The sequence below is a fragment of the Acrocarpospora pleiomorpha genome, assembly GCF_009687885.1.
GTDB lineage: Bacteria > Actinomycetota > Actinomycetes > Streptosporangiales > Streptosporangiaceae > Acrocarpospora > Acrocarpospora pleiomorpha.
The window spans coordinates 57,759-71,583 of the sequence record NZ_BLAF01000014.1 but is presented as its reverse complement, the minus strand read 5'-3'; the positions used below and the strand labels follow the sequence as shown (position 1 = coordinate 71,583).

Sequence of the window (13,825 nt, the reverse complement as noted above, 5' to 3'; positions counted from 1 at the left end):
AGCCGGTGATCACCGACCCCCTCACCTCAAGCGACCACCTCGAGATCAGCGCGATGGTCGGCGACTTCACCCAGCGCGTCTTCAGCTCGGACCGCGTTCGCGCGGCCGCCGCCGGCGCGCCCGGGTTCGACGAGCCGGCCTGGAAGCAGATGGTCGAGCTCGGCTGGTCGGGCCTCGGGGTGCCCGCCGCGGCGGGCGGCGGGGAACTGGGCGTGTTCGTCCAGTGCATCGTGCACCGTGAGCTCGGCGCGCGGCTGGCGCCCTCGCCGTACCTGGCGACCGCCGCCTTCGCGGCCACGGCCCTGGACGAGCTCGCGGATCCGGAGCTCGCCGGCGGCCTGCTGGCGGCGATCGCGGGCGAGGCGACCCTGCTCGCGCTGGTGCTCGGGCACGGCCGCGGCTGGTCGTCCGCGCCGTCGCCGCTGGTCACCGCCACCCGCTCCGGCGCGGGCTGGGTCCTCGACGGTGCCGTCCCCCTGGTCCTCGACGCGACCCGAGCGCGGCGGCTGATCGTCGTCGCGGCGATCGACGGGCGGAACTGGGGGCTGTTCGGCGTGGAAGGGGCCGGCGTCAGCCGCCCGGTCGCGACGGTCGACAGCACCCGCGCCTTCGGTGACCTGCTGCTGCGGGAGACGCCGGCCGTGGCCCTGCACCGGGACCCCTTCGGCCGGGCGAGGATCGACGCTCTCGTGGACCGCCTGGCGGTCTTCCTGGCGGCCGAGATGGTGGGCGCCGCGATCGCCTGCCTGAACCAGACACTGGACTACCTGCGCACCCGCCGGCAGTTCGGCCGGCCCATCGGCTCCTTCCAGGCCCTCAAGCACCGCTGCGCGGACCTCGCGGTCGGCCTCACCACGGCCCAGGAACTCGTGTTCGCCGCCGCCGAGACCGCCGACACGGGCGACGCCGCGGCCCTGGCCCTGTTCGCCCCGCTGGCCCTGGCCCGGGCGGGGGAGGCGCTGAAGCGCACCTCCGAGGAGGGCATCCAGCTCCACGGCGGCGTCGGGTTCACCGACGAGTTCGACATCGGCCGGTACTACAAGCGGGCCCTGGCCGACCTGGAGATCCTGTCGGGCCCGGTCACCGCGTACGCGCGCATGGACGCGGTCCGCAGGGGGCCGGCATGAGACCCGTGCTGATCAGGCCCGCTGATCCGCGCAGTCTCGACGAGGTCGGCGAGGGGCTGCGGGCCGCGTTCGTCACGGTGCGGGATGCCGTGGCCGTGGGCAGCCCGGTGGTGATCCTCGTCCGCGCGGGCGACCTGCTCGGACATCACTCGGTGTACGGCGCCGCCTACGCGAACGGCCTGGCGGGCATCGCGCGCGCGGCCGGGTTCGAGGGCGCCCGCGCCGGCTGGAAGGTCAACGTCGTGGCCCTCCCCGACGGGGACGCCGGGAACGAAGAGGCGATCATCACGGCGGTCCGCGACCTCGGCCTGACCGGCCAGGTGCTGACGCTCGGCGCCGGACTCGCCGGGAAGGTGATCCCATGACCCGGATCGCGGTCGTCACCGGAGGCGCGCGCGGGCTGGGACTCGCCATCGCGCGACTTCTGGCGGCCCGTGGCCACGCCCTCGTGCTCGTGGACCGGGACGACGCGGTGTGGGACACGGTCGAGGAGTTGCGCACCGCGGGGTGCGCGGCGAGCGCGGTCGTCGCGGACCTGACCGGTGACGAGGACGTGCGCCGCGTCCGTGACTTCGTCCGCGAGACCCACGGGCCGGTGGACGTCCTGGTCAACAACGCCGGGATCACGAGGGACGCCCGGCTGGCCACGATGGCGGAGGCGGACTTCGCCGCCGTGGTCGAGGTGAACCTGCTCGCCGCGATGAGGCTGACCTTCGCGCTCGAGACAGAGCTCCGGGACGGAGGCTCGGTCGTCAACATGAGCTCCAGGGCGGCGCTCGGCAACTTCGGCCAGACGAACTACGTCGCGTCGAAGTCGGGGCTGATCGGCTTCACCCGGGGTCTGGCGCTGCGCTGGTCCCCCCGGATCCGCGTCAACGCCGTGGCGCCCGGTCTCATCGACTCCCCGATGAGCAGGGCGATGCCGCCCCAGGTGCTGGACGGCCTCGTGGCCAGGATCCCCGCCGGGCGGATCGGCGAGCCCGAGGACGTGGCGAAGGCGGTCGCCTTCCTGGCGTCCGACGACGCGTCCTACATCACGGGCCAGGTCCTGACGGTGTGCGGAGGGCGCAGCATCGCACCGTGAAATTTCACCAAACGGAAGGTCGAACCCCCGTATGAGTTACTCACCCCGGCCCGTCGCGGTGGTGAACAGCGCGCAGACCCTGTTCAAGCCGTCGTGGGCGGACCGCCAGCATGTCGACCTGATCTCCGAAGCCGTCACCGGTGTCCTGAAAGGGACCGGTCTCCGGATCGACGACGTCGACTTCGTGATCGACTCGGGCAGCGACTTCCTCGATGGTCGCAGCATCTCCAACTGCGGCTTTCTCGGCGCCATGGGCGCGCACCACAAGGAGGAGTCCCGGGTCGAGGAGGACGGCCTCTGGGCGCTCTCCTACGCGATGAACAAGATCGCTTCCGGCACGGCCTCGGTCGGGCTGGTCGTGGCGTACGCCAAGCCGTCCGAGCTCGACGCGCGCTCGTTCTGGTGCACGCTGCTCGAGCCCTTCACCCAGCGGCCGGTGGGACTCGACCACCTCGCCGCGGCGGGCCTGTACGCCCAGCGCTACCTCACCGCCGCCGGTCTGATCCCGAAGGACCTCGACGTGGTGGCGCGGCACGCGTGGGAGGTGGCCGTGCGGAACCCGAACGTCGACCTCGACGAGGTGCCCTCGGCCGACGCCTTCTGGCACGAGCGGGTGGCCAGCCCGCTCCACGGCTCGGACTTCGCCCGCCCGGTCGACGGCGCCGTGGCCGTGCTGCTGGCCGCCGCCGACGTCGCCGACCAGATCACCACCCGGCCGGTACGGCTGACCGGCAGCGGCTCGGCGATCGACCAGCACTTCCTCGCCGCCCGGGAAGCCGACGCGCTCCCCGCGTGCGCCGCCGCCGCGCGGATGGCGCTCGGAAAGGCGAGGGCGACCGACTTCGACATCGCCGAGGTCTCGGCCACCTCCACGGTGGGCGAACTCATGGTGCTGGAGGCCCTCGGCCTCGCCCCCCGGCACAAGGCGCTCCACCTGTACGAAAGCGGGGGCACCACCTCCGTGAACCCGTCGGGAGGCGCGCTGCCCGCCGACCCGATCATGGCCACCGGCCTCGCCCGGCTCCACGAGGCGGCCTCCCGGCTGGTCGGCAGGAACGGGTTCGCGGCAGGCGAGGCCAGGACCGCGCTCGTCCACGGCACCGGCGGATTCGCCATGCAGAACCACTGCGTGGTCACGATGGAGGTGGCTTCATGAGCATCGCGATTGTCGGAACCGGCCAGACCGCCCACGCGCGCCGCCGGACCGACGTCAGCCAGGCCGGGCTCGCCAGGGAGGCCGTCGTCGAGGCGCTCCAGGACGCGGAACTGACCATGGACGACATCGACAGCGTCGTCGTCGCGAGCGGGCCCGCCATGTTCGGCGCGGTCAACCAGCCAGAGAAGTGGCTGGTCGACGCGCTGGGCGCCCGGTTCAAGCCGGTCGTCCGGGTGACCAGCGGCGGGGGCACCGGCCTGGCCGGCGCGCTGGCCGCCGTGAACCAGATCAAGGGCGGCGCCGCCCGCCGGGTCCTCGTCGTGGCCTACGACAAGCTCTCGGAAGGGGCGCTGCAGGCCTCGATCTCGACCCTCTACGACCCGTTCTGGGGGCGGGAGTTCGCCGTCGGGATCATGGGCTTCTCCGCGGCGTACTGGCGGGCCCGGATGGACAGGCTCGGCCACACCCAGGAGGCGGCGGCGATGGTCGCGGTGAAGAACCGCCGCCACGCGCTGGCCAACCCCAAGGCGCACGTCAGGAAGGAGGTCACGGTCGAGGAGGTGCTGGCCTCCCGGCCGCTGTGCTGGCCGATCAAGGTGCTCGACGTTCCGCCGATCTCGGACGGGGCTTGCGCGGTCATCCTCGCCGCGGACGACGACGCCCTCGCGATCACGGACGCCCCGGCGTGGATCAACGGCATGGCGTACTACAGCGAGGCTGACAACGGCGCGGATCGCTCGATGCTCCAGTCGGAGCCGCTGCAGATCGCGGCCGCCCGGGTGTACCGGGACGCGGGCATCACCAACCCGTTCCGGCAGTTCGACGTGGCCGAGTTGCAGGAGCCGTACACCTGCTTCGAGCTCAGCTACTACGAGGGTCTGGGGCTGTGCCCGGAAGGAGGGGCCGCCGATCTGGTGGCCTCCGGGGAGACCGCGATGGGCGGCTCGCTTCCGGTCAACCCCTCGGGCGGCTGCATGGGCGCCAACCCGATCGGCGCCACCGCGCTGATCCGGCTGGCCGAGGCGGCGATGCAGGTGACGGGCAAGGCCGGCATGCACCAGGTGCCCGGGGCCTCGCTCGCGCTCGTGCAGGCGGGCGGCGGGTGGGCCAATCTCCGCGGCGTCGCCGTGGTGAGCTCCGAGAAACGATGAGGTGCCGATGATGACCGAAACCATGACCTCGATGGCCGCCCAGATCCGGATGCCCTACACGCTGACTCCGGGGGAGGCGACCGGCATCTTCCTGGCCGAGCTCGGGAGGCGGCGTCTCATCGGGTCGCGCCACGGGGACCGGATCCTGGTGCCGGCGCAGGACTTCGACGGCTCGACCGGCGAGCCGGCCGGCGGCTTCGTCGAGCTCGCCCCGGTGGGGCGGCTGGAGGCCTTCACCGTCACGGAGCGGGGGGTGCTGGGCCTGGTGCTGGTGGACGGCGCGGATGTGCCCTTCCTGCACCGCATCGTCGGTTTCGAGGAGGCCGATCTCGCGATCGGCGCGAGGGTGGCCGCGGTCTGGGCGGACGCGCCCGTCGGCGGGGTTCTCGACTTGGCTGGTTTCGGGCCGGGGGGTGACGGGCCAGGCGTGCCGCCCCGCTCCGCGCCCGAGGGGCTCGCCCAGCCGTTCGAGCAGGTCGAGTACACCATGACCCTCGACTACCAGCACTCCTACGGCCACTACTACGGCACGCTCTTCGACGCCGTGCGGACCGACCGCAGGCTCCGGGGGGTGAAGTGCTCGCGGTGCCGCCGGACGCTGCTTCCGCCCCGGGCCATCTGCGACGTCTGCTTCGTCCCCACCGCGGAGTGGGTGGACGTCGAGGCGGTCGGCGTCGTGCAGGCCTGCTCCGTGGTGCACATCGAGTTCATCGGCCAGCGGCTGAAGCCGCCGTACGTGTACGCCGAGCTGGTTCTCGACGGCACGTCGACCCGCCTGATCCACATGGTCGGCGGGGTCGATCCCGCCGAGGCGAGGACGGCCGTCGCGCCCGGCAGCCGGGTGCGCGCGGTCTGGAGCGACCGGCGGACCGGCAGCCTCGCGGACATCGATTACTTCGAGCTCATCCCGGGAGAGCCGTCGTGAGCGGTGTCCTGACCGTGTCCCTGCAGGACGGCCTGCTCGAGCTGACTCTGGCGCGGCCCCAGGCGCTCAACTCGCTCAACCTGGAGCTGAAGGAGCGGCTGGGGGAGGTGCTCGGGCAGGTCGCGTACGACGAGAAGGTGCGCGCTGTGCTGGTCATGGGGGAGGGCCGGGCCTTCTGCGCGGGCGGGGACCTCGCGGAGATGGACCCGAAGCGTTCCCCTGAGGAGGCGCGGGCCCGGCAGCACAAGCTCCTCAACGCGGTCTTCCTCCCGCTGGCCCGCCTCGCCAAGCCGGTGGTGGCGGCAGTGCACGGGCACGCGCACGGGGCGGGGCTGAGCCTGGCGCTCGCCTGCGACGTCGTCGTCGCCGGGGAGTCCGCGCCGATGTCGTTCGGCTACGTGCACCGGGGCCTGACCCCGGACTGCGGCATCACCTACGTCCTGCCGCGGCTCGTCGGCATGGCGCGCGCGAAGGAGCTCCTCTTCAGCGGCAGGCGGTTCACCGGCGCCGAGGCGCTGGCGATGGGCCTCATCGCCGAAGCGGTGCCGGACGGCGAGGTGATCGAGCGGGCCAGGGCCCGCGCGCGAGAGCTCGCCCGGGGAGCCACCGTCGCCCTCGCCCTCACCAAGCGCATGCTCGACCAGTCGACGCATCTCGGCTTCGAGGACGTGATCGAGATCGAGGCGTACTCGCAGGCGGTCACCCGGGCCACCCAGGACCACGCCGAGGGCATCGCCGCCTTCGCCGAGAAGCGGACCGCGGTGTTCACCGGCCGCTGAGCCCGAGAGGATTTATCGTGACGACATACGCCATCGACGAGCTGGCCGGCTTGGTCGGGGCCGAGCTGGGGACGAGCGAGTGGACCCTGGTGGACCAGGATCGCATCGACCGGTTCGCCGAGGTAACCGGTGATCTCCAGTGGATCCACGTCGACCCCGTCCGAGCGGCTAGCGGACCCTACGGGGCCACCATCGCGCACGGCTATCTCACCCTCTCCCTGCTGCCCATGCTGGTACGGCAGGCATGCACCCTCGAAGGCGCCTCCCGGCGGCTCAACTACGGCCTCGACAAGGTGCGCTTCCCGCAGCCGGTGGTCGTCGGCTCGAGGGTCCGCGCCGTCGTGACGCTGCGATCGGTCGCCGAGATCAGCGGCGGCCTCCGGCTCGGCCTCAGCTGCGTCCTGGAAATCGAGGGCGCGGCGAAGCCGGCCTGCGTGGCTGAGACGCTCACCCTGCTATTGACCTGACGGCCAATCAGGTACCCATCGGGGATTCCTCCCGTTACTTGACCTGGGGTGCCGCTGCCAGCCTTCTCGTAGCCGGGCATGGACACCCGGATCCGCGACCAGCTGGCCAAGCGGCGGGAACTGCTCGGGGATTTCGAACTCGGCGTGGGTTGCTCAGAGAGGACGGGGGTTGCCGGGGCGGTAGCGGGCTTTGATGTGGACACGTTCGCCCTGAGGGCCGAGGATGCTGAGGAATTCCACGGGGTGTTCGTCGGCGTTGCCGAACCAGTGCGGGAGGTGGGTGTCGAATTCGGCGACTTCGCCCTCGGTGAGGATGAAGTCCTTGTCGCCGAGGACGACGCGGAGGCGTCCGCGCAGGACGTACAGCCAGTGGTAGCCCTCGTGTGAGCGGGGGTCGGGTTCGCGGCCGTCGGTCAGGCCGGCGGGCAGGATGTGCTTAAACGCCTGCAGCCCGCCGGGTTTGCGGGTCAGTGGGACGACGGTCATGCCGTTGCGGGTGAAGGGCTGTGGATACACCCGGGGGTCGAGCTCAGCCGGAGCGCCGATCAGCTCGTCGATCGGCACCTGGTAGGCCCTGGCCAGGGGCAGCAGGAGTTCGAGGCCCGGCCTGCGCCGGCCGGACTCCAGCCGCGACAGGGTGCTGATCGGGATGCCGGTGGTCTCGGACAGGGCGGTCAGGGTGACGCCCCGGCGACGGCGCAGCTCGCGGAGTCGGGGTCCGACCGCGGCCAGCACGGCTTCGTCGTTCATCCCTTCACCCTGCCCGCGTTTTGCGTTTTCAGCAAAGAACTTTGTCGAAATGCCGCAATCGGGGGGACCTTGGCGTTAGCAGGGCGCTCCGCCGCCAAGAAACCAACGAGAGGACCGAGTGTCATGGACGCCCGGCATTGGGACGAGATGTATCGCAGCCGCGACCAGATATTCAGCGGCAACCCCAACGACGTACTCGTCACCGAGACCGACGACCTGCCACCGGGCCAAGCGCTCGACGTCGGCTGTGGTGAAGGCGCCGACACGCTCTGGCTGGCCCGGCGTGGCTGGCAGGTCACCGCGGTCGACATCTCCGAGGTCGCTCTGCGACGTGCCTCCGCTGCCGCCATCGACGTCAAGGGGCGCGTGGCGTGGGCGCGGGCCGACCTCACCACCACGCCGCCCCCGGCGGGCGCCTTCGACCTGGTGTCCATCCAGTACTTCCCGCTCCTGCGCGGACCAGGCCACGCCACACTGCGCGGCCTGCTCGATGCTGTCGCCCCCGGCGGCACGCTGCTCTTCGCCACCCACGCTCTCGCGGACCTGGCCCCACGTCCTGAGGAGGGCTTCGACCCCGCCGACTACTACCAGCCCGACGACATCGCCCAACTCCTCGGCCCCGCCTGGAACATCCTGATAAACGAGACCCGCCCCCGCGCCGCCCCGCCCCCCGCCGGCACACATCACACCCACGACGCCGTCCTGCGAGCGCTACGCCTGCCGTGATCCGGCGCCCATCGACCAAGGCGCGGCCATGAACTCGGTCAACCTGGCCCGCGGCGGCCGATCCGCCCGAGTGTGAGATCCACCAGGCCGCCACCTGGAGCGTTCTCCGGGCGTCTGCCTGCTGTAGGCCCGGATAGCTGGGAGAAGGTTCACATTCCGGCCCGCCCCGTGCACGGGAGAAATACCTGTGTGCGTGCCGGGTCGAGGGCCGACCCTTGCCGGATAATTTATACGTATGATAAGGATTAACCGGACAAGGGTGGTAAATGTGAGGCGAGGTGGCCTGTGGTGCTCAAGGAATTCGAGGACGGATGGCTGGAGCTGGACGGTCTTAAGATCCACTACACCGAGTGGGGTGCGCCGTCCGCTGAGCCCGTCGTGATGCTGCATGGCCTCAATGTGCAGTGCCATACCTGGGATCCGATCATCCGGAGCCTGGCCGGCGACTACCACGTCATCGCGATGGACCTGCGCGGTCATGGCGACAGTGGCTGGGCCGCGTCCGGTTATCGCGTGCGTTCCATGGCGCGCGATGTGCACGGGCTCATCGACTCGCTCGGGATCGGCCCGGTCCACCTCGTCGGGCATTCCGCCGGGGTCCGGGTGGCCATCGCGGTCGCGGGCGAGCGTCCCGAGACGATCCGGCGCCTCGTGCTCTCGGACGCCGGGCCGGCCAACTCGCCGTCGGGAGCGGTGGCCATGCGCGACTTCATCCAGGCCACGACGAACCTGAAGGGCTTCCGCGACGAGGCGGAGGCGTGGAAGTTCTACAAGGGCTACCACCCGGAGTGGCGCGAGGACTTCATCGATCTGCACGTGAGATACCAGCTGCGCCGCAACTGGGCCGGGAAGCTGGTGCCGAAGGCCGACCCCGACGTGCAGTGGATCACCGGCTCCGTGAGCCTGCCCGACGTCGAGTACCTGTGGCGGATGTCGGAACTGCTGACCATGCCGACCCTGCTGATGGTCGGGCGCAGGAGCAACGTCATCGACGAGGCGGTCGTGGACAGGATGCTCTCGGTCATGCCGAACGCGGAAGCTCGCTGGTTCGACACCGGCCACTACGTCCCGCGGGAGGCTCCGGAGGAGTTCACCGGGGTGCTGCGCGACTTCCTGGCAAAAGCGTGAGCGCCGTGTCGGGGCGGGAGCGCTTCGAGCGAATGCGCAGCGTCCTCGAGGTGCCGATCCTGAACGAGAAGTTCTGGTCGAAGGTGCCCGCGGTGGCGGCCGACGCCATCATGGTGGACCTCGAGGATTCGGCGACTCCCGCCGACAAGGAACGGGCGCGGGAGCGCGTCCTGGCCGCGCTGGAGGCGCCGGCGCACTTCGGTGGCCGCCACGTCATCGTCCGTGTCAACAACCTGGACACCCCATGGGGCCGGGACGACCTGGCCGAGCTGGCCGGATCTCCGGGCGATTTCCTGGTCTGCTACCCGAAGGCGCAGAGCGCGGCGGAGATAGCCGAGGCCATGTCGATCCTGAACAGAGGCACCGCGGCCCGCGGTCTGCACGTGATGATCGAAACCGCGCGCGCCGTGCGGTCGCTCGACCAGATCGCCGGCGCCGACGGCGTGCAGGGCCTGCATTTCGGATATGTCGACTACGCCGCCGACGTCGGCTCGAAGGTCTTCGACGATGACGGCGCGGATCTGTACGGCCCGGCGAACCACTACGCCCGTTCGGCCATCGCCGTGGCGGCCGCCGCGCACGGATTGTTCGCCACCGGCGGGTCCCTCATCCCGGACTACCGGGACCTGGCCAAGGTCGAGCGTTTCGTACGGACCTGGGCGGATGTCGGCTACACCGGATGCATCGCGGTGTCGCCGGCGCACCTGCAGATCATCAACGCCCGGATGGCGCCTGCGCCCGAGGACGTGCGGGCCGCGCGTGAGGTCTGCGACGCCTACCAGCAGGCGGTGGAACGCGGCGAGCCGGCGGCCGTCCTCAACGGGCGTGCCATCACGCTGCCCGACTACCGCGTGGCGAGCAGGCTCGTCGCGCGCGCCCTGCCGGTCGACGCGAAGGGCGCGTAGATGCGGAGCGTGGTGATCGCCGGCGGCGCGATCGCGGGGCTGAGCGCCGCGCGGGAACTGCGCAGGGCCGGCTTTCAGGGCCGGATCCAGGTGGTCGATCAGGACCGGCGTGGGCCGTACCGGCGCCCTGAAGTTTCCAAGGGTCTGCTGGAGGGACGGCTCGGCGTGGATTCCGTGACTACGCCCTGGCCGGCGGACCTGAACGTCGATCGGATGCTCGGGGTCCGGCTGACGGGCCTGGACCTGGCGGCCAGGACCGTTCAGGTGGAGGGCCGCGAGGTGCCGTTCGACGGGCTGGTCATCGCGACCGGGTGCGCCGCTCGCCGCTCCCCGTACGAGGCGATGGCCGGCGTGCACACCCTGCGCTCGGCCGAGGACGCGGAACGCTTGCGGCCCGAACTGGCCGCGGCCACGAAGATCGTCATAGTCGGAGCGGGATTCATCGGTCTCGAGGTCGCGTCCGTGGCGTGGAAACTCGGCAAGTCCGTGACCCTGCTCGAAGCCGCGGAGATCCCGCTGGCGCGCGTCCTGGGGGATGACTTCGGCGAACACCTCGCCGGAATACACCGGGCACACGGCGTCGACCTGCGGACCGGAGTCACGGTCGCCGGCTTGGTCGCGGGAGCGTCCGGGCGGGTCTCGTCCGTCGAACTGACCTCCGGCGAGACCATCGCGGCGGACGTGGTGCTGGTGGCGATCGGCTCAGAACCGGCGACCGGCTGGCTGCGCGACTCGGGCCTCGACCTGTCCATGGGGGTCGTCTGCGACGAGACCTGCGCGGTGGCCGACGGAGTGGTCGCGGCCGGGGACGTCGCGAGCTGGATCAACCCCCTCTACCAGCGGCGTATGCGCGTCGAACACTGGACCAACGCCGTCGAGCAGGGCGCCTACGCCGCCCGGCGGCTGCTGGGCACCCACGACCCCACCGGGTTCGCCAGCGTGCCCTACTTCTGGTCCGACCAGTACGGCGTGAAGCTGCAGTGCGTCGGCTCGACCCTCGGTCACGACCAGTACGCCGTACTCGACCACAGCGACGGCAGGTTCCTGGTCGCCTACGGACGCGCGGGCCGGCTCGTGTGCGTCGCGGGCATGAACGCGGGCGCGGCCGTGATGAAGCATCGGGCGATGGTGCTCCGCGCCGTCCCGCTCGCCGAGGTGTCCGCGGTCTCGGCCGTATAACGTCGATTCATATGTATGAAACGGACCATTGCCCTGGTTGATATGGCCGTGTAACGTCCCGTGTGTCAGGAAGAAGCGGTATCTGTCACGTTCGGGACCGGCGTCATCCGGATGAACCACGATCACGAGAACGGGTAGCAGAGATGTCATCAGCTCAGCAGCGGGCCGCCGTCACCGGCCTGTCGCACCTGATCGATGGAGAACTCGTCGCAGGCGGCGGACGTTTCGCGATCGTGTCCCCCTGGACCGAGCTCGCGATAGCCGAGACCCCGCGCGCGACGCCCGAGGAGGCCGACCGCGCCATCGCCGCCGCCCGCCGCGCCTTCGACGAAGGCCCCTGGCCGCGCATGGCGCCCGCGGCGCGCGCGGCCGTCCTCCGCCGGTTCGCCGAGCGGCTCCAGGCCCGGCGGGACGAGCTCGTGCACATCGCGATCCACCAGGCCGGCGCGGTGCGCTCGCTCGCGGAAGGGCTCCAGACGGACGCGCCCCTGGCGGCCGCCTTCGGCTACGCCGACACCGCCGGAACGTTCGAGACGATCGAATCCCAGACCCTCGAGGGAACCCCGCTCCCCGGCGCGTCCGGGCGGCGCAGGTCGCGGCTCGTCCAGCGGGTGCCGGCCGGTGTGATCACCGCCATCACGCCGTTCAACTACCCGTTCCGGGTCAGCGTCCAGAAGGTCTTCCCCGCGCTGGCCGTGGGCTGCACCGTCATTCTCAAGCCGCACCCGACCACCGCCTGGGACTCCGCGCTGATGGCGCAGGCGGCCCAGGAGGCCGGGGTGCCGGCCGGGGTGCTCAACATCCTGCTGGGCGCGGGACCGGAGGTGGGCGAACTCCTCGTCGCGGACCCGCGCGTGGACAAGGTGAGCTTCACCGGCAGCACGGCCACCGGCCGCCGGATCATGGAACTCGCGTCCGCGACGGTGAAGAACGTGATCCTGGAACTGGGCGGCAAGTCGGCGAACATCGTCTGCGCCGACGCCGACCTGGAGAAATTCTTCGCCACCGAGCCGGGCAACCTGAAGCACGCGGGCCAGGGCTGCGGCCAGCTCACCCGGGTGCTGATCGAGGAGGAGATCTACGCCGAGGTCACCGCGCGCATCGCCGAGCAGATGCGGCGGATCCCGCTGGGGGAGGCCGAGGATCCGTCGACCGGCCTGGGCCCGCTCGCCAACCGGGCCCAGTTCGAGCGCGTACTCCAGTACATCGAGATCGGGCGGAAGGAAGGAGCCACCCTGATGTGCGGCGGCGAGCCCGTCGCCGAGCGGGCCCCGGGCTTCCGCGTCCAGCCGACCCTCTTCACCGACGTACGCAACGACATGCGGATCGCCCAGGAGGAGATCTTCGGACCCGTGCTCGTGGCGATCCCGTTCTCCGGAGCCGAGGAGGCGATCAGGATCGCCGACGACTCCATCTACGGAATCAACGCGTCCGTGTGGAGCCGGGACACCGAGAAGGCATGGCGCATCGCCGCGAGCATCCGCACCGGCAGCGTCGGCGTCAACTGCCTGGCGAACGTGACCGCAGGACCGCACGGCGGCTTCAAGCAGACCGGCATCGGCCGCGAGTGGGGCAAGTACAGCCTCGATGAGTATGTCGAGCTCAGGGCCTTCGAGGTCCACGAGTAGCGACGCCGTCAACGTGAATGGAACAGTGAAATGAAAGAACTCGACGGCAGGATCGCCTTCATCACGGGCGCCGCGTCCGGCATGGGCCGCGCGACCGCCCTGCTCATGGCGTCGCACGGCGCCACCGTCATCGTCTCCGACCTCGACGAGGCGGGCGCGAAGGCCGTGGTGGACGAGATCACCCAGGCCGGTGGCTCCGGCGTGGCCAAAGCGCTCGACGTCACCAGTCCGGAACAGATCACGGCGTGCATGGACTCCGTCGGAGCCCAGTTCGGCCACCTCGACGTGCTGTACGCGAACGCCGGGACCCCCGGCGCGACGGGCCACAACGTCAGCCAGGCCGAGTACGACTTCTCGGTGGGCGTGAACCTGACCGGGGCCTACTTCGCCGCCCAGCAGGCCATCCCGCTGCTCAACAAGTCGCCGCACACCGCGTCGATCCTCTTCACGGCCTCCACGGCGGGCTTGGTCGGCTCCTTCCTCTCACCGCTCTACTCGATGTCCAAGGGCGGTGTCGTGATGCTCGCCAAGGCGCTGGCGCTCTCGCTCGCGCCCAAGATCAGGGTGAATGTGATCTGCCCGGGGCCGATCGACACGCCGATGCTCCCGCGCTTCTGGTCACGGGAGAAGCAGGAGGGGGTCGAGGAGCGGCTCGACTCCTGGGTCGCCAACGACATTCCGCTCAAGCGCCGCGGCCGGCCCGAGGAGATCGCCGAGGCGGCGCTCTTCCTGGCCGGCGACCGGGCCAGTTTCATCACCGGCGTCGCGCTGCCGGTCGACGGGGGTTTCACGGCTCGCTGAGCTCTGGACCACATCCCTC

At 70.9% G+C, this 13,825-nt stretch carries 15 protein-coding genes; 14 read left to right on the top strand and 1 reads right to left on the bottom strand.

The window, feature by feature from the left end; genetic code table 11:
* Positions 1-5 precede the first annotated feature (5 nt).
* From Aple_RS14375 to Aple_RS14340, 8 genes are read left to right on the top strand one after another with little or no spacing between them, the layout of a single operon-like run.
* Positions 6-1,127: an acyl-CoA dehydrogenase family protein gene (locus tag Aple_RS14375; RefSeq protein ID WP_170321465.1), complete on the top strand. Its 1,122-nt coding sequence runs from the start codon at positions 6-8 to the stop codon at positions 1,125-1,127.
* Positions 1,124-1,492 (top strand): hypothetical protein, encoded by a 369-nt coding sequence (locus tag Aple_RS14370; protein ID WP_155345076.1) that lies wholly within the window; start codon positions 1,124-1,126, stop codon positions 1,490-1,492. The genes Aple_RS14375 and Aple_RS14370 overlap by 4 nt, the downstream gene beginning before the upstream one ends.
* Positions 1,489-2,211 carry an SDR family oxidoreductase gene (locus tag Aple_RS14365; protein WP_155345075.1) on the top strand — a complete coding sequence of 241 codons (723 nt, stop codon included), beginning with the start codon at positions 1,489-1,491 and terminating at the stop codon, positions 2,209-2,211. The genes Aple_RS14370 and Aple_RS14365 overlap by 4 nt, the downstream gene beginning before the upstream one ends.
* Before the next feature lie 31 nt (positions 2,212-2,242).
* Complete coding sequence (locus Aple_RS14360) at positions 2,243-3,367, top strand: thiolase C-terminal domain-containing protein (protein WP_155345074.1); 1,125 nt, start codon at positions 2,243-2,245, stop codon at positions 3,365-3,367.
* The gene (locus tag Aple_RS14355; protein WP_155345073.1) at positions 3,364-4,518 is read left to right on the top strand and encodes a thiolase C-terminal domain-containing protein; all 1,155 of its coding nucleotides are present in this window, start codon (positions 3,364-3,366) and stop codon (positions 4,516-4,518) included. The genes Aple_RS14360 and Aple_RS14355 overlap by 4 nt, the downstream gene beginning before the upstream one ends.
* Before the next feature lie 7 nt (positions 4,519-4,525).
* Positions 4,526-5,443: a Zn-ribbon domain-containing OB-fold protein gene (locus Aple_RS14350; RefSeq protein ID WP_155345072.1), complete on the top strand. Its 918-nt coding sequence runs from the start codon at positions 4,526-4,528 to the stop codon at positions 5,441-5,443.
* The gene (locus Aple_RS14345) at positions 5,440-6,222 is read left to right on the top strand and encodes an enoyl-CoA hydratase/isomerase family protein (protein WP_170321464.1); all 783 of its coding nucleotides are present in this window, start codon (positions 5,440-5,442) and stop codon (positions 6,220-6,222) included. Before Aple_RS14350 ends, Aple_RS14345 begins: the two co-directional genes overlap by 4 nt.
* A 17-nt stretch (positions 6,223-6,239) precedes the next feature.
* On the top strand, positions 6,240-6,689 hold the full coding sequence (locus tag Aple_RS14340) for a MaoC family dehydratase (RefSeq protein ID WP_281361558.1): 450 nt from the start codon (positions 6,240-6,242) through the stop codon (positions 6,687-6,689).
* Between the two features lie 153 nt (positions 6,690-6,842).
* Here the strand turns inward: Aple_RS14340 and Aple_RS14335 are convergent, their stop codons facing one another.
* Positions 6,843-7,439: a helix-turn-helix domain-containing protein gene (locus tag Aple_RS14335; protein WP_155345069.1), complete on the bottom strand. Its 597-nt coding sequence runs from the start codon at positions 7,437-7,439 to the stop codon at positions 6,843-6,845.
* 123 nt (positions 7,440-7,562) lie between these two features.
* Here Aple_RS14335 and Aple_RS14330 point away from each other — a divergent pair, with 123 nt between their 5' ends.
* The 6 genes from Aple_RS14330 (at position 7,563) to Aple_RS14305 (ending at position 13,806) form a co-directional block, all read left to right on the top strand.
* The gene (locus Aple_RS14330; protein ID WP_155345068.1) at positions 7,563-8,165 is read left to right on the top strand and encodes a class I SAM-dependent methyltransferase; all 603 of its coding nucleotides are present in this window, start codon (positions 7,563-7,565) and stop codon (positions 8,163-8,165) included.
* 288 nt (positions 8,166-8,453) lie between these two features.
* Positions 8,454-9,293, top strand: coding sequence for an alpha/beta fold hydrolase (locus Aple_RS14325; protein ID WP_155345067.1), 840 nt, complete (start codon positions 8,454-8,456; stop codon positions 9,291-9,293).
* Positions 9,290-10,198, top strand: a complete 909-nt coding sequence (locus Aple_RS14320) for an HpcH/HpaI aldolase/citrate lyase family protein (protein WP_155345066.1) — start codon at positions 9,290-9,292, stop codon at positions 10,196-10,198. The genes Aple_RS14325 and Aple_RS14320 overlap by 4 nt, the downstream gene beginning before the upstream one ends.
* Positions 10,199-11,377 (top strand): NAD(P)/FAD-dependent oxidoreductase, encoded by a 1,179-nt coding sequence (locus tag Aple_RS14315; protein WP_155345065.1) that lies wholly within the window; start codon positions 10,199-10,201, stop codon positions 11,375-11,377.
* 143 nt (positions 11,378-11,520) lie between these two features.
* A complete protein-coding gene (locus tag Aple_RS14310; RefSeq protein ID WP_155345064.1) occupies positions 11,521-13,005 on the top strand; it encodes an aldehyde dehydrogenase family protein in 1,485 nt (494 codons plus the stop codon).
* A 30-nt stretch (positions 13,006-13,035) separates the two neighbouring features.
* Positions 13,036-13,806, top strand: a complete 771-nt coding sequence (locus Aple_RS14305; protein ID WP_155345063.1) for an SDR family NAD(P)-dependent oxidoreductase — start codon at positions 13,036-13,038, stop codon at positions 13,804-13,806.
* The last annotated feature ends 19 nt before the right edge of the window (positions 13,807-13,825 follow it).